The sequence below is a fragment of the Mesorhizobium sp. M0478 genome (assembly GCF_040321305.1).
In the GTDB taxonomy this organism is placed as follows: domain Bacteria; phylum Pseudomonadota; class Alphaproteobacteria; order Rhizobiales; family Rhizobiaceae; genus Mesorhizobium.
The window spans coordinates 301,516-320,173 of record NZ_JAMYRH010000005.1; the positions used below are offsets into that span (position 1 = coordinate 301,516).

At 63.1% G+C, this 18,658-nt stretch carries 14 protein-coding genes; 6 read left to right on the top strand and 8 right to left on the bottom strand.

Annotated features, from left to right (window positions below; translation table 11 throughout):
• Nucleotides 1–147 precede the first annotated feature (147 nt).
• Nucleotides 148–873, bottom strand: coding sequence for a 3-keto-5-aminohexanoate cleavage protein (locus tag NKI64_RS15130; protein WP_352668541.1), 726 nt, complete (start codon nucleotides 871–873; stop codon nucleotides 148–150).
• 201 nt (nucleotides 874–1,074) lie between these two features.
• Here NKI64_RS15130 and NKI64_RS15135 point away from each other — a divergent pair, with 201 nt between their 5' ends.
• Both NKI64_RS15135 and NKI64_RS15140 read left to right on the top strand, forming a co-directional pair.
• Nucleotides 1,075–1,497 (top strand): OsmC family protein, encoded by a 423-nt coding sequence (locus NKI64_RS15135; protein WP_352668543.1) that lies wholly within the window; start codon nucleotides 1,075–1,077, stop codon nucleotides 1,495–1,497.
• Between the two features lie 44 nt (nucleotides 1,498–1,541).
• Complete coding sequence (locus NKI64_RS15140) at nucleotides 1,542–2,081, top strand: carboxymuconolactone decarboxylase family protein (RefSeq protein WP_023819137.1); 540 nt, start codon at nucleotides 1,542–1,544, stop codon at nucleotides 2,079–2,081.
• 46 nt (nucleotides 2,082–2,127) lie between these two features.
• Here NKI64_RS15140 and NKI64_RS15145 read toward each other — a convergent pair whose 3' ends face one another.
• Nucleotides 2,128–2,586, bottom strand: coding sequence for a hypothetical protein (locus NKI64_RS15145; protein ID WP_050586866.1), 459 nt, complete (start codon nucleotides 2,584–2,586; stop codon nucleotides 2,128–2,130).
• A gap of 65 nt (nucleotides 2,587–2,651) precedes the next feature.
• Here NKI64_RS15145 and NKI64_RS15150 point away from each other — a divergent pair, with 65 nt between their 5' ends.
• Nucleotides 2,652–3,395, top strand: coding sequence for a 2OG-Fe(II) oxygenase (locus tag NKI64_RS15150; protein ID WP_023819136.1), 744 nt, complete (start codon nucleotides 2,652–2,654; stop codon nucleotides 3,393–3,395).
• Between the two features lie 33 nt (nucleotides 3,396–3,428).
• On the opposite strand, the gene NKI64_RS15155 is transcribed toward NKI64_RS15150, so the two are convergent.
• The 3 genes from NKI64_RS15155 to NKI64_RS15165 are packed head-to-tail and all read right to left on the bottom strand — an operon-like array spanning nucleotide 3,429 to nucleotide 5,743.
• A complete protein-coding gene (locus NKI64_RS15155; RefSeq protein WP_196813740.1) occupies nucleotides 3,429–4,370 on the bottom strand; it encodes a type 1 periplasmic-binding domain-containing protein in 942 nt (313 codons plus the stop codon).
• Nucleotides 4,367–5,272, bottom strand: coding sequence for a hypothetical protein (locus NKI64_RS15160; RefSeq protein ID WP_196813739.1), 906 nt, complete (start codon nucleotides 5,270–5,272; stop codon nucleotides 4,367–4,369). Before NKI64_RS15160 ends, NKI64_RS15155 begins: the two co-directional genes overlap by 4 nt.
• Nucleotides 5,273–5,311: 39 nt before the next feature.
• Complete coding sequence (locus tag NKI64_RS15165) at nucleotides 5,312–5,743, bottom strand: hypothetical protein (protein ID WP_031238765.1); 432 nt, start codon at nucleotides 5,741–5,743, stop codon at nucleotides 5,312–5,314.
• Nucleotides 5,744–6,008: 265 nt separating this feature from the next.
• Here NKI64_RS15165 and NKI64_RS15170 point away from each other — a divergent pair, with 265 nt between their 5' ends.
• Nucleotides 6,009–7,631, top strand: a complete 1,623-nt coding sequence (locus NKI64_RS15170; RefSeq protein ID WP_023819134.1) for an ABC-F family ATP-binding cassette domain-containing protein — start codon at nucleotides 6,009–6,011, stop codon at nucleotides 7,629–7,631.
• Nucleotides 7,632–7,676: 45 nt separating this feature from the next.
• Here the strand turns inward: NKI64_RS15170 and NKI64_RS15175 are convergent, their stop codons facing one another.
• From NKI64_RS15175 to NKI64_RS15185, 3 genes are all read right to left on the bottom strand, one after another.
• Complete coding sequence (locus NKI64_RS15175) at nucleotides 7,677–10,298, bottom strand: bifunctional diguanylate cyclase/phosphodiesterase (protein WP_352668547.1); 2,622 nt, start codon at nucleotides 10,296–10,298, stop codon at nucleotides 7,677–7,679.
• 262 nt (nucleotides 10,299–10,560) lie between these two features.
• The gene (locus NKI64_RS15180) at nucleotides 10,561–11,454 is read right to left on the bottom strand and encodes a hypothetical protein (RefSeq protein WP_023693888.1); all 894 of its coding nucleotides are present in this window, start codon (nucleotides 11,452–11,454) and stop codon (nucleotides 10,561–10,563) included.
• Nucleotides 11,455–11,698: 244 nt separating this feature from the next.
• Nucleotides 11,699–13,345: an acyl-CoA synthetase gene (locus NKI64_RS15185; protein ID WP_352668549.1), complete on the bottom strand. Its 1,647-nt coding sequence runs from the start codon at nucleotides 13,343–13,345 to the stop codon at nucleotides 11,699–11,701.
• Between the two features lie 201 nt (nucleotides 13,346–13,546).
• Between NKI64_RS15185 and NKI64_RS15190 the strand changes: the two genes are divergently transcribed.
• Both NKI64_RS15190 and metH read left to right on the top strand, forming a co-directional pair.
• Nucleotides 13,547–14,668, top strand: a complete 1,122-nt coding sequence (locus NKI64_RS15190) for a KamA family radical SAM protein (protein WP_352668551.1) — start codon at nucleotides 13,547–13,549, stop codon at nucleotides 14,666–14,668.
• A gap of 151 nt (nucleotides 14,669–14,819) precedes the next feature.
• On the top strand, nucleotides 14,820–18,629 hold the full coding sequence (gene metH, locus NKI64_RS15195) for a methionine synthase (protein ID WP_352668552.1): 3,810 nt from the start codon (nucleotides 14,820–14,822) through the stop codon (nucleotides 18,627–18,629).
• The last annotated feature ends 29 nt before the right edge of the window (nucleotides 18,630–18,658 follow it).

Genomic DNA, 18,658 nt, shown 5'->3' on the forward strand with positions numbered 1-18,658 from the left:
ATATTAACACAGATGAGATCGTTGATGCGACGATTAACTGCCGGTTTAATTAATACATAAAATTTGAATAGCTTTCACCGACTTTCGCGGCCCGGGCCTTGCGATCGCCATCGTCTCGGCGATGCCTTGGCGCGCTGCTTGTATGCGCTATCGCCCGGCCTGGAAGATCGCCACCGCTGCCGCCGTCAGCGCGGCATTGCCGGCCGCAACCGTGCCATCCGGCAGATGCTTCCCATCCTCCAGCCCGACGCGCGTCGACCAGTCGCGATCCGCGGCACGGCGCACGAACGGCCACACCGTCGCGTTCTCGCCATGCAGCAGGATGGCACGGCGAATGCCGGCGCGCTCCAGGACCTGTTCGATGCCGTCGGCGACCGCAAAAGCCTCGTCTAGCGTCTGCTCGGAAATCTCGATCAGCACGCGCAGCACGCGCCCGCCATGGTCGAGGCCGACCAGCCGCTCGGCGTCGGCGACCGACGCCAGACCCGCCTCGATGCCGATGCCGCGCTGCCGCAGGCTCTCCATGACGATAGGCGCGGCCGCCTCGCTGAGATTGACCGAGGCATAGTCCGGCAATTCGCGCCAGCCGGCGATGGCGACCAGCGTGCTTGTATCGTCATTCTCGATCCAGGCGCCGGTGGAGACGCCGATCAGCGTACCAGGGCAGGCACGGCGCAGCCCTGCGATCGTCAGGTCCATCGCTGCCGGCGCAAGGCTCTCGCGGCGGTCCGCTCCGCGGGCATGGACATGCAGCTCAGCTGCGCCCGCGACAATCGAAGCCGCCCCGTCGCGCGCCATAGCGTCGGAGTCGAGCGGCAGTGTGGGGTGAAAATCGGCGGCGCGCGCGCCATTGATGCAGGCCTGGACGATCATGGCTCTCGCGATCCTGTTGCGGATCGCGCGAGCCTACCGCAGGGCAGGGCGGAGAGGGAACGGGCGTGGTGAAGATTGCTGACAGGGTGCCGCTTCTGCGGAGGTTGCGGTATCGGCCCAGGACATACCATATAGCGGGACAGGACACGCCACGGGCGATCCTTACCCCTTTGCCGGACTGCCGGCTGAAAGGTTTTTGCGATGGCTGAGTTGAAGGTCAGAACCCGCGTCACCGGCGCGACGGCGACGCTGCAGCCCGGCGGCTTGCCTTCCATCACCACTCCGACCGGCGGTGCAGTCGATGTCGTCACCGCCGTCAGCGCGCCGGGCTTCAATCCGCTCGACCTGCTCTACGCCTCGCTCGCCGCCTGCATGGTGCTGAGCGCGCGCATCGCCGCCTCCCGCCTCGGGGTTGCCGCCGCGCTTGGCGAGGTGCGCGCCGAGGTCAGCGGCGAGAAGGCCAAGGACGAGCCGTCGCGCGTCGAAAGGCTCAACATCAGGCTCGACATCTCAGGCGATCTCGACGCTGCGACCAAGCAGCGGATCGTCGAGGACGCCGAAGCGATCTGCACGGTGTCCAACACGCTGCGCGCCGCGCCGCAATTGCATACGACGCTTGGGTGAGGGCTTCGCAGAATGCCTCGCTGCCACCAACCAAGGACCGACCCATGGCCATGATTTCGCCGATCGACTACGCGAAAGCGTCCGACGACATCCGCGCCGAGCACGACAGGGAGCTTGGCCTGCGCGGACGCATGACCAACATGAAGCGCATCCTGCTGCATTCACCGGCGGCCCACCGCATCTATGCCGAATGGTTCACGCTGCGCGATCTGCTCAAACCCACACTCGACGACCGCGCCATCTGGCTGTTGTCGCGGGCGATCTCGGAGGGATGCAACGCCGAGATTCCGCTCACCTTCTTCCGCCGCGCGCTGATCGATGGCGGGTTCGATCCCGAGGCGATCGAGCCCACCGCCGACGAGGCGTTGCTGATCGAGTTCGGCAAGGCGGTTGCGGCCAGTGGCAATGCCGTTCCCGACGACATCTGGACAGGCCTCAAGGCCCGCTACGACGACACGCTGCTGGTCAACCTCGTCGCCTTCGCCGGCATCATGGTGGCGACCTGCGTGTTCACCAACGCGGTGAGGGTCGATCTGGACCCTGAGTTGGAGGCGTATCGCCGCAAGGGTGCCGATCCGGTCTGATGCGATCGATACGCAGTCGATCTGCAGTGGATATCGCCCGGAAGGATCAGCCGTAGTAGCCGGCTCCAAACAGCAAAAGTGTTTCCACCTGGGAGTCCGCTTCTTTTCCTATGGCTGTCCAGATGCTGATGCCGAGAGCATTCGAAATCGCGCTATCGATCTCGACCTTCACATTGGGGTCGGTTTGTCTCAAGAACCTCAGCGCAACCTCCATGGAAATCGGAAACAGCGACGCGCCACCCAGTTCCAAGATCGCAGGCGAGGTGAATTCTAGCGCTTCGAGTGCGCCATCGGCCTTGTAATAGGCGAATACTCCAAGGTCCGGCCAATAGTCGGCCGGAACGCTGGTTGGGCTCCGCCGAAAGACCTTGAGCTCTCCTGAAAAGAAGGATCTGACAGTCGCCTTAGACGATCCGAGAGGAAGCCCTTTGACGCCATTTAGCGGTTCGATCGAAAGATGCATGTACACAGTTAATCGCTGCCGGCAGCAGATGACAATGTTCATCGCAGGAATCGGGTGGCCCAGGCGCCTCGTTCGCCCCACTTTGACCGCAAGCAAAGGAGGCATCCATGACCATCCATTCGATAAGCACCAAACGCGCAGCCCATTCGGCCGAAGCGCGCGTCGCAGCGCAGGACTGGAGTGCTTTGGTCGGCGACCTGAATAGCCATGGCAGCACCGTCATGCCGGCGCTGCTTTCACCCGAGGAGTGCGCCGAGATAGCCGCGCTCTATCCGCATGAAGAACATTTCCGCAGTCATGTGGTGATGGCACGCCACGGCTTCGGCAAGGGCGAGTATCGCTACTTCCGCTATCCGCTGCCGGACCTGGTCGGCGGCCTGCGCACCGCGCTCTACCCAAGGCTGGCTAGCGTCGCCAATGACTGGAACGAGCGCATGGGCGTGGCGCAGCGCTATCCAGCCGACCACGCCGCCTTCCTCGAGCTTTGTCACAAGCAGGGCCAGACACGGCCGACGCCGCTTCTCCTGCAATATGGCCCCGGCGACTTCAACTGCCTGCACCAGGACCTCTATGGCGATCTTGCTTTTCCGCTGCAGGTGGCGATCCTCTTGTCGCAGCCGGGTGAGGATTTCGCCGGCGGCGAGTTCGTGCTGACCGAACAGCGCCCGCGCATGCAAAGCCGTGCCGAAGTGGTGCCGCTGACCCAAGGCGACGCGGTGATTTTTGCGGTCCACAATCGCCCGGTGCAGGGCACGAAAGGGCATTACCGCGTCAATCTCCGGCACGGCGTCAGCCGCCTGCGTTCAGGCAAGCGGCATACGGTGGGGATCATTTTCCACGATGCGAAGTAGCGGCGCCTTATCCTTCCAAATGGAGGGTGCAGTTCAGTTGCACTCTGCGCAGGATTCCTTGCACTCGGTGTCCGTCTTGCAGTCGCAACTTTCGCAAAAGGCACCGGTGCTGATCTGGATGGTAGGCTGGATGGGCTGCGACGGCTCGACCCTTTCTCCCTGTTGGGCTTTGTAAAGCGTCAGCGTTCCCGTCCGGCTGAGCTCGAACGGGCTCGCCCATGCTGACACGAAGACGGTGCTGCGGCCGGCCTCGGCGGCTATCTGTTTCAGCCCGTCGATGTAGCTTGAGTCGGCCCGGAACGGCAGGATGACGAAGCGCACATCCTGTTCGGCGAGCAGCTTCTGGACTCCTGAAAACAGCGTTTGCTCGAAGGAGCCCTGGAAGGCGAGGGCCTCGGGGCAGGCGTCGGATCGCTTGGCGCCAGCCGCTTCGAGCTTTTGCGTCAGGGCGCCGTAGGCAAGCTTGAGCGGTGAGGGCGTCTGTTCGAAGCCGAGCAGGCAGAAGGCCGCGTCCTTGGCACCATCTGCTTTGATCGCATCGCTGATCTTGCTGACGAAGGTCTCGGCATCGACGCCGACGATTGAGATCGCCACTTCGGCGAGGGGGGAGGCGGCTTCGATCAGGCTGGTGCTGGCAATCACCGTCGGCACGCCCATGTCCCTCGCCTTCTTAAGCACCTCGACATAGGCCAGGTCGCCGCCGTAGACCTGCAGCACGATGCCCGAGCCGCCTTTGGAGATGAATGACTCGATTGCGGCGATGCCCTCCGGTGGCCCGGGGAGGGCGCTCACAACATTGCAGGCGATCTTCAATTCCTCGGCAACGGCCTCGCAGCCGGCGCGGAAGCGCTCCGCCAGCACCGGTGAGGACGAGGTGACCAGCACCAGATACTGGCGTTTGTCCTGCGCCAGGCCCGGCTGGCACAGGAAAAGCATCAGCACCATCCATGCGAGCAGCGTCGCCATCGGTCTCATTGTGGAGTCTCCTCGCATTTCAGCTCTTCCGGGCTGGCTGGCGATGTGTCCCGTTTCTGGCACGCTTTGAACAGCAGCGTGCGTACATTGGCGATTGAGTCGCGGCCCTCGAGAATGCGGATTTCGTGGAAGTAGCGCGTGTACTGGCGCTGGAAGTCGTCCATCTGCTGGTAGAAATAACCGCATACCTCGGCCGGGTCGCACTCGCCGCGCAGCACGCAGCGCGCGACCGAGTCGTAGTAGCGCGTCACCGTGTCCACGTCCTTCATCAACGAGATATCGGCCAGCACAAACTCAGCCGATTTCTCGAAGATGATCTTGCTCGCGGGATCGCTGCAGCGATACTTGCGCAAGATCTCCCGCTGTTCTGGTTGGCGCCAGAAGGCCGCCGTTCGTTCGATCGCCGCCGCCACCGCTTCCGGTGCCGCCGCGCCGCCTACCGCGTCGTCGAAGGCGGCGATGTACTGGCCGGCATTGCGTTTCTTCACCGTGTCGCTCGGCTCTATGCCGAACATCTCGTAGAAACTGTTGAAGCCCCAGCCATGCAGTATGTCGGGGCGGACGAAGAACGTAACGGCAAAGGCGGGGATGGCAACGATCATGAGGATCACGCCACTCCACATCAGAACGGAAGCGGCCCAGTGGATCCCTATGGCATATGTCAGGCGATCGAAAAGAAAGAGCGCGACCATGAGGACGAGCAGGATCGGAATGCCCACCAAAGCGATCCTGGCGTCGAGGAAGGCGGCGGCGAAGGCGATGACTGCGGCGATGGTGCAGGCGAGTAGCGCATAGCGCAGGGCCGGCACATCTTCGATTGCCTGCCACACCCAATTTCTGAACCTAGCCCAGAGGGTTTGACTAGCCGGTGCTACACCGCCGCCTGCAATCTCGTCGGCCATCCAGCTCCTCATGTTGACAATCGAAGGCAGTTGACGATTTCAGGGCTTTGGAGGCGACGCGCTGTCGGGCTGCCAACCGAACAGTTCGTAGAAGCTGTTGAGGCCCCAGCCATGAAGGATGTCGGTCCGCACGAAGAAGGTGAGCGCAAACAGTGCCGTCGCGAAAATCAGCAGCAGCACCGAAAACCAGACCAGTGCGGACATTGCCCAGCGCAGTCCGGGTGCGCTCTTTGCCAGGCGCGCAAACACCACGAGGATGATCATGAACACGAACAAGATCGGAATGCCAACCAGCGCGATGCGGAGGTCGAGGAAGGACGCTACGATCGCGATGACGGCGGCGATGCCGCCGACACCCAACGCATAGCGCACGGCCGGTACAGCCTTGATAGCTTCCTGCAGGAATCCGTATATGCCTCCCGCCAGACCATGCGCAGGTGCCTGATTCCCACCTTGACCCTGTTCGGACATGATGCCCCCGCAAGCATTGCGCCCAGTATAATGGCAGTGTCGCAAGGAATTGACGCAAGGTCAATCTGGGTGGGCGCAATCATCGCTGCTCCTGCTTGTGCTACGCAGCAGACAGTACTTTTCGGCTGTGAGTTGACAGGTGTCGACCTGCCCTTGTGGAACAGTTCGTTCTACGCGGACAATTTGCCCGCTTCCCTCATTGCCCTCATTCGGGTAAGCGCTCGGGCAACTCCCGCCAATTCAGCGCATTGACCCGGACTCCTCCATGATCCGTCTCGAAAATATCGGCAAGCAGAACGGCCGCCAGCTTGTCTTCATCGAGGCCTCGGCCTCGCTACAGAAGGGCGAGAAGGTCGGCCTTGTCGGGCCGAACGGCGCCGGCAAGACGACGCTGTTTCGCATGATTACCGGCCAGGAGCAGCCTGATGAGGGCCAGGTCCAGGTCGATCGCGGTGTCACCATCGGCTATTTCAGCCAGGATGTCGGCGACATGGCCGGCCACAGTGCTGTGGCCGAAGTGATGAACGGCGCCGGGCCGGTCAGCGACGTGGCGGCCGAAATGGCGGAACTCGAGGCGGCCATGGCCGATCCCGACCAGGCCGACCGGATGGATGAGATCATCGAGAAATATGGCGAGGCGCAGCACCGTTTCGAGGAACTCGACGGCTATGCGCTGGATGGCCGCGCCCGCGAAGTGCTCGACGGCCTCGGCTTTTCCCAGGAAATGATGGACGGCGATGTCGGCAAACTGTCCGGCGGCTGGAAGATGCGCGTCGCGCTGGCCCGCATCCTGTTGATGCGGCCCGACGTGATGCTGCTCGACGAGCCGTCCAACCATCTCGATCTCGAAAGCCTGATCTGGCTGGAGCAGTTCCTGAAGGGTTATGAGGGCGCGCTGCTGATGACCTCGCACGACCGCGAGTTCATGAACCGCATCGTCAACAAGGTGGTCGAGATCGACGCCGGGTCGCTCACCGCCTATTCCGGCAATTACGAATTCTACCAGCAGCAGCGGGCGATCGCCGACAAGCAGCAGCAGGCGCAGTTCGAGCGCCAGCAGGCCATGCTGGCCAAGGAGATCGCTTTTATCGAGCGCTTCAAGGCGCGGGCGTCACACGCCGCCCAGGTGCAGAGCCGGGTGAAGAAGCTCGACAAGATCGATCGTGTCGAGCCGCCCAAGCGCCGTCAGATCGTGAATTTCGATTTTCAGCCGGCGCCGCGCTGCGGCGAGGATGTCGTGACGCTGAAGAACGTCCACAAGGGCTATGGCAGTCGCTCGATCTATGAGGGGCTGGATTTCCAGGTCCGCCGCCGCGAGCGCTGGTGCATCATGGGCGTCAACGGCGCCGGCAAGTCGACGCTGCTGAAGCTGGTTGCCGGCGCGTCTGACCCGGATGCCGGCACAGTTGCTCGGGGGCCGAGTGTGAAAATGGGCTATTTCGCCCAGCACGCCATGGAGGTGCTGGAGGGCGAACGCACCGTGTTCCAGACGCTGGAGGACGCGTTTCCGCAAGCCGGCCAGGCGCCGCTCAGGGCACTCGCCGGCTGCTTCGGCTTTTCCGGCGACGAAATCGAGAAGAAATGCCGGGTGCTGTCGGGCGGCGAAAAGGCGCGCCTGGTAATGGCGCTGATGCTGTTCGACCCGCCCAACCTGCTGGTGCTGGACGAGCCGACCAACCATTTGGACATCGCGACCAAGGAGATGCTGATCACGGCGCTGTCGCAATACGAAGGCACCATGCTGTTCGTCTCGCACGACCGCCATTTCCTGGCCGCACTCTCCAACCGCGTGCTGGAACTGACGCCCGAAGGCATCCACACCTATGGCGGCGGCTATACCGAATATGTGGAGAGGACCGGGCACGAGGCGCCGGGGCTGCGGACCTGACGCAGGTCCTGCGTCCGCATTTGCGTCCAGCAAAGCCAGGATTTGTCAGCTCGCCGCCAGCCATTTGCGCGACTGCGCGAAGGCCTTGAAGGCTTTGGCATCCATCGGGTAGCCGAACAGGAAGCCTTGCAGGATGTCGCAGCCAAGCTCTTTCAGGATGCGCGCGTGCTCCATCGTCTCGACGCCCTCGGCGATCACTTCGATCCCGAGCGACTTGCCGATGTCGATGATGGACGACACAAGCTGCCGCTGTGCGGTTGAGCTGGTGATGGGGGTGACCAGTTGGCGGTCGATCTTGAGGCGACGGGGCCGCAACTTCAACAGCGAGACGATCGAGGCATGCCCGGTGCCGAAATCGTCGATCTCGACGTCGATGCCAAGCCCCTTGATGTGTTCGATGTTCCAGCTGACCAGCTCGTCGTTTTCGTCGAGGAAAATCGACTCCACCAGTTCGAACGACACGGTCCCTTCCTTGATGGGAAGCTTGCGCAAACCCTTGATCAGGTCCCTGTCTTCCAGGCGCCGTGCGGAAACGTTGACCGAGACGCGCGGGATGTTGAGGTGGCTGCGCGACCAACGCTCGAAATTATCGAGCGCCTGCTCCAGGACGGTGCGGTCGATAAGCGCCACGACATTGAGTTCTTCAGCCACCTTGATGTAGGCGTCGGGGGTCAGCATGCCGCGTTGCGGGTGATCCCAACGCGACAGCGCCTCGACGCCGACGATCTCCAGCGTCTTGGCGTCGAACTGCGGCTGATAGTAGACGATGAATTCGTTCCGCTCGAGCCCGCCCAGAATCTCGTCGGCGGTCTGCTTGGTCCGCACGATCTCGCTCTGCAGCTCTTCGTTGAAAAACTCGTAGCGGTTGCGGCCGCGGCCTTTCGCCCGGTACAGCGCTAGATCGGCATTGACAAGCAACTGCCTTGCATCGACGCCGCTATTGGCCGCAATGCCGATGCTGACGCCGAACCGGCACTGGTGACCCAGATAGTCGACCGGCTGGCGCATCGCATCGATAATGTGGTCGGCCAGCGCGGCGAGTTCCTTGTCGTCGCGTCCATGGCTCAGCACGACAAACTCGTCGCCGCCGATGCGCGCAACGAAATCGGCACTGCCGACGCTGGCCTTGATGACTTTCGAAGCATGCACCAGCAATGCATCGCCCGCTGCATGGCCGAGCGTGTCGTTGATCTGCTTGAACCGGTCAAGGTCGAGATGCAGCAACGCCGCACGGCCGTCGGCTTCGCGGTTTTCGGCAAGCATCTCGTCCAGATACCGACGGTTGGGCAGACCGGTCAGCGAATCATGCATCGCGACATGCTCGATGCGGGCTTTGGCCAGGTTCAGTTCGGCATTTTTCGATTCTGAAAGGCGACGTTCACGCACGAGATTCTCGTTGAGCAGCACGTCGCCTGTCACATCCCATTCGGCGCCGATCATTTTTGGCGTGCCGTCGATGTCCCGGAAGAAACTGGCGCGGGTGCGCACATGGCGAATGGTGCCGTCCGGCCGCAGGAGCCGATACTGCGAAGAGTAGGGGCCTTGTGTTGCAACAGCCGAATCGAAATCTGCTTTAGCCCGTTCGAAGTCTTGGGGATGGATCGCCAGCGCCCAGTCGTCATAGCTACGGGTCTTGCCGCCGCCGGGTTTGCCATAGATTTCGTTGATGCGGTCGTCCCATACGAGTTCGTTGCTGACGGTATCGTGCTCCCACACGCCTATAGCAGAGGCTTCCAACGCCAACTCCAGCCGCCGGGACAGGCGCCTCAACTCGGCGTCACTTTTCTGCCGCTCACCGAAAAGACGTCCTGCCACGAGGATCGGCAGCACCACCAGCGCGCCGGCAAGCGCCATGAGCAGACGCAACAGCCACTCATTTTTCGGAGCGGTCGGCCAGCCGCCCTTCGGTATGGCTGAAATTTGCCAGGAGCCTGAAGGCAATTGCACCTCTGCCATCACCGGATTGCCGGACACGACATTATCGCCGCCGAAGAACAGTTCCCCGCCGCCGCCGAGCGCATCCTTGCCGATAAGCGCCACATTGATATCCAGATCAGGGTCGGTCAGTCCGCTGGCAGCGTAGAGCCGATCGACATCGATCACGGCCGAGACGATACCCCAGAAACGGTCGCCGCCACCCGCCGTCGGCACGAAGACGGGGATACGGCCGATGAAGCCACGTCCGCCTTGCGCCAGTTTGACCGGCCCGGCGAGCACCAGCGCGCGCTGGTCACGGGCGCGAAGCGCGGCCATGCGTTGCGTATCGCTCTTGCGGTAGTCCAGCCCGATGGCTTTTTCATTGCCTTCCAGCGGATACATCAGCGCGATGACGAGGTCGGGGGCGCCGGCAATATCGCGCAACTGCGATTTTTGCTCGAACAGATTACGGGCGAGTGCCGCAAATCTTTGCTGGCCCATATAGGGCTCGGTAACGATTGTCGAAACGAGACCCTGAACCAGCTGGAGATTGCCGCCTATGTTGCCTTCGAGCTTGGCGCGTATGATGTTGACCTTGGCCAGGACGTCGGCCCGCGCCAGCTGATCGGAGACTTCTCTGTTCCTCTGGTCGGCAACCAGGGCGCAGACGAGAAGCACGACAAAGGCAATCGCCGCCGGCAAGTTGGCGGAAGAAAAAACGGCCCGTTTCAACCGGCCGGAATTGAGCATTGCACCTGCCAACTCGATCCGAAGACCTTTCCAGGACAGTAGTCCTTCGGTCGACCATAGTAGCTAAAGCTTAAGTTTGAGCTTCGAGACGAATCCGAGAACAAACGGTAAGCTTTTGGCTGCCAGGGTCCAGCCGAAATCTGAATGAGTGTCCGAAAGTAGGACGCCAGGTTGCAGCGTTCTGCAACCCAGCGGCGAAGTCATATTCGCCTCAGATTGCAACAAGCCGCCTGATCTTGCCGCGCGGGCCCTTGCGGGAGGCTTACTTCCCAGCCATTTGATCGGCCAGCGCCTGCGCCTGGGCGAGCAGCGCCGGGAAAGCCGGGTCAGCCGGCAGGCGCTGCGCCATGCAGGCCCGGTAGTCGCTGTCGCCCTTGTCCCAGGCGGCGTTGGAGGACTCGAACGCTTTTTCGTCCTTCAGGTCCGATGCCTGGTAGGCCTCCTGGAATTTCTGCGCGGCGGCGTCCGCAGCAGCCCACACGGCGTCGCAGGCGGCGATCTTCGGAACGGCAGGGGCTGCCGGCGCTGCGATAATTCTCACGCTGTTGCCTTTGACGAGCGTAACGATGACTTCCTGCTCATAGATCGGCCCTACGTCCTGCGTCCAGCCGCCGAGCCGTGCGAAGGCGATGTCGGCGCCTTCGGGTTTCTTCAATGGAAAGTCGAGCGTTCCCTCGAAGGCGGCGTCGCTGTTGATCGCCTGGGTATAGAAGGCATCCAGCTTAAGCGCCTCATCGATGCCGGCGGGCAGTTTGAAACTTTCGTCGGTCTCGGCGGTTCTGGACTGGAGCCAGCGCTCCAGCAGCCCTCGCGTCGTTGCCACTAGGCTGGGGCCGTCGTCGCCCTTGGTGTATCGCAGCCCATCGAGCATGCCATAGCCGATATCGGAGTCGCTGAGGCTTTCGATATTGATTGTGCCGGTTGGCGGAAAGTCCTTGACCGCCAGCGGCCCGATAATGCCGGCAAGACGCTGCTGGAGGTCGGCCAGCGCCTTCTCGTTCTCAGCGTCGATGGTCTCGATTGCCGCGTTCGCACTGTTCAGCGCTGCGATATCAGCAATCGCCTTGTCACGCGCGGCCACATAGTCGTCCTCCGGCGAGGCCGCGAAAGCCACGCTGCTCACCAGTGCAAACAGAAACGTCCAGACCCACCGCATGATATAAACCCTGCTCTACGTTCGATTCCAAGGATACATGACAACATTGGGCTGAAAAAAGACGCCGTTGGAGCTGCAGATCTCCCCACATGAGGGGGAGATGGCCGGCAGGCCAGAGGGGGTCGCCGCGCGTGAAGCGCTGACTCCTTTTGCAGCGCGAGACGACGTTAGCGCTTCACGCGCAACGACCCCCTCTGTCGCCTTCGGCGACATATACCCCGCGAGGGGGGAGATTGGCGCCTAATCACGCCTTGCGCTTCTCCACCTCCGCCTTCCTCAGCAGGAAGCGCTGGATCTTGCCGCTTGGGGTCTTCGGCAGTTCCGTGATGAACTCGACCTCGCGCGGGTAGGCGTGCGCCGACAGCCGTTTCTTGACGTGCTGGGCCAGCTCTTCGGCGAGCTCCGAATTGCCCTTGTAAGCCGGCGCCAGGACGACGAAGGCCTTGACGATCTCGGTGCGCTGCGGATCGGGCACGCCGACGACAGCCGCCTCGTTGACCGCCGGATGCTCGATCAGCGCGCTTTCGACGTCGAACGGGCCGATGCGATAGCCGGCCGAAGTGATGACATCGTCGGCGCGGCCCATGAAGGAGACCGAACCGTCCGGCTCGTACTCCACCGTGTCGCCGGTGCGGTAGTAGCCGCCCGTGATCGCTGGCGTCTCGGCTTGGTGATAGCCGTCGAACCAGCGCAGCGGCGACTTCGCGATGTCGACGGCGAGGATGCCGGGCTGGTTGGGGCCGAGCTCGTTGCCGGCCTCGTCCAGTACCACCATGCGATATCCGGGCATTGCGAAGCCGGCCGAGCCCGCGCGCACGACATGCGAGAGCCCATGATGGTTGTTGACCATCATGCCGTTCTCGGTCTGGCCGTAATGGTCGTGAATGGGCGCGGCGAGATTTGCGTCGAACCAGCGGATGACTTCCGGGTTGAGCGGCTCGCCGGCGCTGCTCACCACGCGCAGTCTGCCTTTGACTCGGGCCGCAGCTTCCGCGCCTTCCGCCATCAGCAGGCGATAGGCGGTCGGCGAGCCGGCAAGGCTGGTGACGCCGAGCCGCTCGATGATGTCGTAAGTGCTCTTGGCGTTGAAGGCGCCTTCATAGAAGGTCGTGGCGATGCCGAGCTGCAACGGGCCGGTGATGGCGTAATAGAGGCCGTAGGCCCAGCCGGGGTCCGCGATGTTCCAGAAGATGTCGTCGGGCAGCAAGCCGATCGCGTCGCGCATATAGGCGCCGAAGGCGAGCAGGGCGCGAAGCGGCACCGGCACGCCCTTGGGCAGGCCGGTCGTTCCCGACGTCGACATCATCATGAACAAGTCGTCGCCCTTGCGCATCACCGGCTGGCACTCGGGCGAGGCGGCGGCAAGCGCGGCGCGGAAATCGATGTCGCCTGCAGGTAGCACACCGCCATTGCCAAGAATGGTGGCGATTTGCGCTGATGTCTCGACCTCGTCGAGCTTGCCGCGATTGGCCGGGTTGGTCACCACGATCTTGGCGCCGCTATAGCCGAGGCGGTGCTCGATGGCTTTCGGACAGAAGGCGGTGAACAGCGGCTGGTAGACCGCGCCGATGCGCCACGTCCCGAGGATCAGCGCCACCAGTTCGGGGACGCGCGGCAGCATGCCGGCGACGACATCGCCGGCACCGACGCCGGCGGCCTTGAGCACATTGGCGGCGCGCCCGGACATGTCGGCGAGATCGTCGAAGCTGAATTCGCGAAGCTCGCCGCCGGCCGAGATCGCGCGCAGCGCCAGCCGGTTTTGTCCGGTGTAGCGGCCGCAGCATTCGACATAGGCATTGATGCCGGTTCTAGGGTTGCCATACAGCCGGGCGATCTCATCTTCGATGCGAAAGCGCTGAACGGCATCCTCATAACGCGGCATTTTGCTCATGGCGATCCTCCCTAGGCGGCGCCCATCTCCCCTTGGAGCGCCTTATCGGTGAGATTGCCTGAAATTGCTGCGCTGGTCGATTACGGCGATAGTCGGGGGATGCGAAGGATCGCAGCGCAGCGACAATCCGCGCCGAGCCACTGCTGTTGACCGAACCGTCCATCCGGCCGATAGCACCGCCAGAATTGCCCCGAGGCCCCAATGACCCCAGACTCAACTTTCCATGACTCGGCCACAGCCGACGAAGGACGCGACGCCGACCCCGCCTGGCAAAACGACATCCGCGCGGGCGTGCGCCACGTCCGCGATCTCGCCTCCCTGCCGCTGTCACCCGCCGAGCGCGCGGCGGCGCAGGAGGCGGCTACGCGCCACAAGGTGCGTGCCCCAAAAACCTATCTCGACCTGATCGACTGGAACGATCCCGCCGACCCGATCCGCGCCCAGGTCATTCCATCGCCGGATGAGCTGACGGAAACGGAAGGCGAGCTCGACGATCCGATCGCCGACCATGCCTTCAGTCCGGTGCCGCGACTGACGCACCGCCACGCCGACCGCGTGCTGTTGTTTGCGACCTACCAATGCGCGGTCTCTTGCCGCTTCTGCTTCCGCAAGGAGTCTCTGACCTCGATCGGCCGCGGCTACACGCGCGAGGCGCTCGAAGACGCCTTTGCCTATATCGAAGCCCATACCGAAATCCGCGAAGTGATCCTGACCGGCGGCGATCCGCTTTCGCTGCCGGACAAGGCGCTGGCCGAAATCCGCGCCCGTATCGAGGCGATCGCGCATGTGAGGCTGCTGCGTATCCACACGCGCGTGCCTGTCGTACTGCCCGCGCGCATCACGCCGGGGCTGGTTGGCGCGTTGCAGGGCCGGCTGATGGTCACAATCGTCACCCATTTCAACCATGGGCGGGAGATCACGCCGGCCACCGAATTGGCCTGCCGCGTCATGCGCCAGGCAGGCTTCGTGCTGCTCAACCAGAGTGTCCTGCTCAAGGGCGTCAACGACACGGTCGAGGTGCTGGAGGAACTCTGCCGCGAACTGATGTACCGGCTCGGCGTCAAACCCTATTACCTGCACCATGGCGACCTCGCGCGCGGCATGGCGCACAGGCGCACCACGATTGCGCAGGGACAGGCGCTGGCCGGCGCGCTGCGCGCCCGCCTGTCGGGCATCTGCAATCCGGTCTATGTGCTGGACCTGCCGGAAGGCGGTGGCAAGGTGCCGCTCGGGCCATGCCATGTCGAGGGCCGGGACGGGCAGGACTGGCGCATCCGCGGCCAGGACGGCGAGGTGAGGCTGTATCGGGACGTGGTGGTGTAGGCACGGCGCAGCGGCGCCAATGATCGCCGCCGTCACATTGTCGATCGGGATGACCGATCGCACCGAACTATCGCCACGACGCGTTCGCCTGCATTCCGTATGTTGACATAAAGATATCCTTATGTGATGGTTGTCGCCTCAAGGATAAAAAATGTCGCAGAATTCTGCATCGCTGGACGCATTGTTCGGCCCCGTCGCGGCCAGACCCGATGGGTCCGAAGTGCTTGCGGCGCTGACGGCAGCGGCACGCGAGCGCATTCTCATTCTCGACGGCGCCATGGGCACGCAGATCCAGGGTCTCGGTTTCGACGAGCAGCATTTCCGTGGCGAGGCTTTTGCCGGCTGCACCTGCCACCAGCAGGGCAACAACGACCTCTTGATCCTGACGCAGCCGAAGGCGATCGAGGAGATCCATTATCAATACGCCATCGCTGGCGCTGATATCCTCGAGACCAACACCTTCTCCTCGACCTCGATCGCCCAGGCCGATTACGGCATGGAGGATGCCGTCTACGCGCTGAACCGGGACGGCGCGCGACTGGTGCGTCGGACAGCGGCGAGGGCACAGCAGGAAGACGGCAAGCGGCGCTTCGTCGCCGGCGCGCTCGGGCCGACCAACCGCACCGCCTCGATGTCCCCCGACGTCAACAATCCCGGCTACCGCGCGGTGACCTTCGACGAATTGCGCCTGGCTTATGGCGAGCAGTTGCGCGGCCTGGTCGACGGTGGCGCCGACATCATTCTCATCGAGACCATCTTCGACACGCTGAACGCCAAGGCGGCGATCTTCGCCTGCAACGAGATTTTTCTCGAAAAGGGCGTGCGTTTGCCGGTGATGATTTCCGGCACCATCACCGATCTCTCCGGCCGCACGCTGTCGGGCCAGACGCCGACAGCCTTCTGGCATTCGGTGCGCCATGCCAGCCCGTTCACCATCGGTCTCAACTGCGCGCTCGGCGCCAACGCCATGCGCGCGCATCTGGCCGAGATTTCGGGCGCCGCCGACACCTTTGTCTGCGCCTATCCGAATGCCGGCCTGCCCAATGAATTCGGCCGCTATGACGAGAGCCCGCAATTCATGGCCGCGCAGATCGAGGATTTCGCGCGGGAAGGGCTGGTCAATGTCGTCGGCGGCTGCTGCGGCTCGACGCCGGACCACATCCGCGCCATCGCCGAGGCGGTGAAGAAATATCCGCCGCGCGCCATTCCCGAGATCGAGCGCAAGATGCGCCTGTCCGGGCTGGAGCCGTTCACGCTGACCGACGAGATTCCCTTCGTCAATGTCGGCGAGCGCACCAATGTCACCGGATCGGCGAAGTTCAGGAAGCTGATCACGGCGGGCGACTATATCCCGGCGCTCGACGTGGCGCGCGACCAGGTCGCCAATGGCGCCCAGATCATCGACATCAACATGGACGAAGGCCTGATCGATTCGAAAAAGGCGATGGTCGAGTATCTCAACCTGATCGCCGCCGAGCCTGATATCGCCCGCGTCCCGGTGATGGTCGACTCCTCGAAGTGGGAGATCATCGAGGCCGGGCTTAAATGCGTGCAGGGCAAGCCGCTGGTCAATTCCATCTCGATGAAGGAAGGCGAGGAAGCGTTCCTCCATCACGCGAAGCTGGTGCGCGCCTATGGCGCTGCCGTGGTCGTCATGGCCTTCGACGAGGCCGGTCAGGCCGACACCAAGGCGCGCAAGGTCGAGATCTGCACCCGCGCCTACAAACTCCTCACCGAACAGGCCGGCTTCCCACCCGAAGACATCGTCTTCGACCCCAATGTCTTCGCCATCGCCACCGGCATCGAAGAGCATGACAATTACGGCGTCGACTTCATCGAGGCCACCGGCGAGATCACCAGCACGCTGCCGCATGTCCATATCTCGGGCGGCATCTCGAACTTGTCCTTCTCGTTCCGCGGCAACGAGCCGGTGCGCGAGGCCATGCACGCGGTGTTCCTCTACCATGCCATCCAGCGCGGCATGGATTTGGGCATCGTCAATGCCGGCCAGCTCGCCGTCTATGACACGATCGAGCCGGGGCTGCGCGAGGCCTGCGAGGATGTCGTGCTCAACCGCGTGCCCAGGGCCGGCGGCACCGCCACCGAGCGCATGCTGGAGATCGCCGAGCGCTTCAAGGGCACCGCCGGCAAGGAAGCCAAGGAGCGTGATCTCGCCTGGCGCGACTGGACGGTCGAACAACGCATTTCGCATGCGCTGGTCAACGGCATCACCGAATTCATCGACGCCGACACCGAGGAAGCGCGGCTGGCGGCCGAGCGCCCGCTGCATGTCATCGAAGGCCCGCTGATGGCCGGCATGAATGTCGTCGGCGACCTGTTCGGCGCCGGCAAAATGTTCCTGCCGCAAGTGGTGAAGTCGGCGCGCGTGATGAAGCAGGCGGTGGCCGGATTGCTGCCGCACATGGAGGCGGAAAAACTGGCCAATGCCGCCAATGGCATCGACAATGGCGAGCGCCAGACGGCGGGCAAAATCCTCATGGCGACGGTGAAGGGCGATGTCCACGACATCGGCAAGAACATCGTCGGCGTCGTTCTGGCTTGCAACAATTACGAGATCATCGATCTCGGCGTCATGGTGCCGGCGGCAAAGATCCTGCAGACGGCGCGTGAGCAAAATGTCGACATCATCGGCCTGTCCGGCCTGATCACCCCGTCGCTGGACGAGATGGTGCACATGGCCGCCGAGATGGAGCGCGAAGGGTTTGACATTCCGCTGCTGATCGGCGGCGCGACCACCAGCCGCGTGCACACGGCGGTGAAGATCCACCCGCGCTATTCCAAGGGACAGACGGTCTATGTCAATGACGCCAGCCGGGCGGTCGGCGTCGTCTCGTCCTTGCTGTCGAACGAGACCAAGGGCGGCTACGTCGACACAGTGCGGGCCGAGTACAAGAAGGTCGCCGACGCGCATGCCCGCTCCGAGGCCGACAAGCAGCGGCTGCCGCTGGCCAAAGCCAGGGCCAATGCGCACAAGGTCGACTGGTCCGCCTACCAGCCGCCGAAGCCCTCGTTCACGGGCGTGAAAGTGTTCGAAAACTGGGACCTGACCGAGCTCTCGCGTTACATCGACTGGACGCCGTTCTTCCAGACCTGGGAACTGAAGGGGCGTTACCCCAAGATCCTCGACGACGAGAAGCAGGGACCGGCGGCACGCCAGCTTTTCGAGGATGCGCAGGCGATGCTGAAAAAGATCATCGCGGAAAAATGGTTCGCGCCGCGCGGCGTCATCGGCTTCTGGCCGGCGAACACCGTCGGCGACGACATCAGGCTGTTCACGGATGAGGCGCGTTCGCGGGATCTGGCCACCTTCTTCACGCTGCGCCAGCAACTGACCAGGCGCGACGGCAAGGCCAATGTCGCGCTGTCGGATTTCGTAGCACCCGCAGACAGCGGCAAGCCGGACTATATCGGCGGCTTCATCGTCACCGCGGGGATCGAGGAGGTGGCGATATCAGAGCGCTTCGAGCGCGCCAATGACGATTATTCCTCGATCATGGTCAAGGCGCTGGCCGACCGTTTCGCCGAAGCTTTCGCCGAGCGCATGCACGAGAAGGTGCGCAAGGAATTCTGGGGTTACGCCGCCGACGAGACGCTGGCGCCGGATGAACTGATCGGCGAGCCCTATCGCGGCATCCGCCCCGCGCCCGGCTATCCCGCGCAGCCCGACCATACCGAGAAGGCGACCTTGTTCCAACTGCTGGATGGTGAGCGCAGTGCCGGCGTGAGCCTCACCGAAAGCTATGCGATGTGGCCGGGTTCATCGGTCTCCGGCATCTATCTCGCCCATCCCGAAAGCTATTATTTCGGTGTCGCCAAGGTCGAACGCGACCAGGTCGAGGACTATGCGCGGCGTAAAGCCATGCCGCTGGCCGATGCCGAGCGCTGGCTTGGGCCGATCCTCAACTATGTGCCCGTGGATTATGCCGAGGCGGCGGAATAGCCGGGACGTGATCTTGCCCAATGGCTCGA

What these genes read in the sequence shown, in the direction of transcription:
- NKI64_RS15130 (WP_352668541.1), bottom strand. Translation starts at nt 873, where the DNA reads ATGATCGTCCAGGCCTGCATCAATGGCGCGCGCGCCGCCGATTTTCAC.
- NKI64_RS15135 (WP_352668543.1), top strand. Translation starts at nt 1,075, where the DNA reads ATGGCTGAGTTGAAGGTCAGAACCCGCGTCACCGGCGCGACGGCGACG.
- NKI64_RS15140 (WP_023819137.1), top strand. Translation starts at nt 1,542, where the DNA reads ATGGCCATGATTTCGCCGATCGACTACGCGAAAGCGTCCGACGACATC.
- NKI64_RS15145 (WP_050586866.1), bottom strand. Translation starts at nt 2,586, where the DNA reads ATGAACATTGTCATCTGCTGCCGGCAGCGATTAACTGTGTACATGCAT.
- NKI64_RS15150 (WP_023819136.1), top strand. Translation starts at nt 2,652, where the DNA reads ATGACCATCCATTCGATAAGCACCAAACGCGCAGCCCATTCGGCCGAA.
- NKI64_RS15155 (WP_196813740.1), bottom strand. Translation starts at nt 4,370, where the DNA reads ATGAGACCGATGGCGACGCTGCTCGCATGGATGGTGCTGATGCTTTTC.
- NKI64_RS15160 (WP_196813739.1), bottom strand. Translation starts at nt 5,272, where the DNA reads ATGGCCGACGAGATTGCAGGCGGCGGTGTAGCACCGGCTAGTCAAACC.
- NKI64_RS15165 (WP_031238765.1), bottom strand. Translation starts at nt 5,743, where the DNA reads ATGTCCGAACAGGGTCAAGGTGGGAATCAGGCACCTGCGCATGGTCTG.
- NKI64_RS15170 (WP_023819134.1), top strand. Translation starts at nt 6,009, where the DNA reads ATGATCCGTCTCGAAAATATCGGCAAGCAGAACGGCCGCCAGCTTGTC.
- NKI64_RS15175 (WP_352668547.1), bottom strand. Translation starts at nt 10,298, where the DNA reads ATGCTCAATTCCGGCCGGTTGAAACGGGCCGTTTTTTCTTCCGCCAAC.
- NKI64_RS15180 (WP_023693888.1), bottom strand. Translation starts at nt 11,454, where the DNA reads ATGCGGTGGGTCTGGACGTTTCTGTTTGCACTGGTGAGCAGCGTGGCT.
- NKI64_RS15185 (WP_352668549.1), bottom strand. Translation starts at nt 13,345, where the DNA reads ATGAGCAAAATGCCGCGTTATGAGGATGCCGTTCAGCGCTTTCGCATC.
- NKI64_RS15190 (WP_352668551.1), top strand. Translation starts at nt 13,547, where the DNA reads ATGACCCCAGACTCAACTTTCCATGACTCGGCCACAGCCGACGAAGGA.
- metH (WP_352668552.1), top strand. Translation starts at nt 14,820, where the DNA reads ATGTCGCAGAATTCTGCATCGCTGGACGCATTGTTCGGCCCCGTCGCG.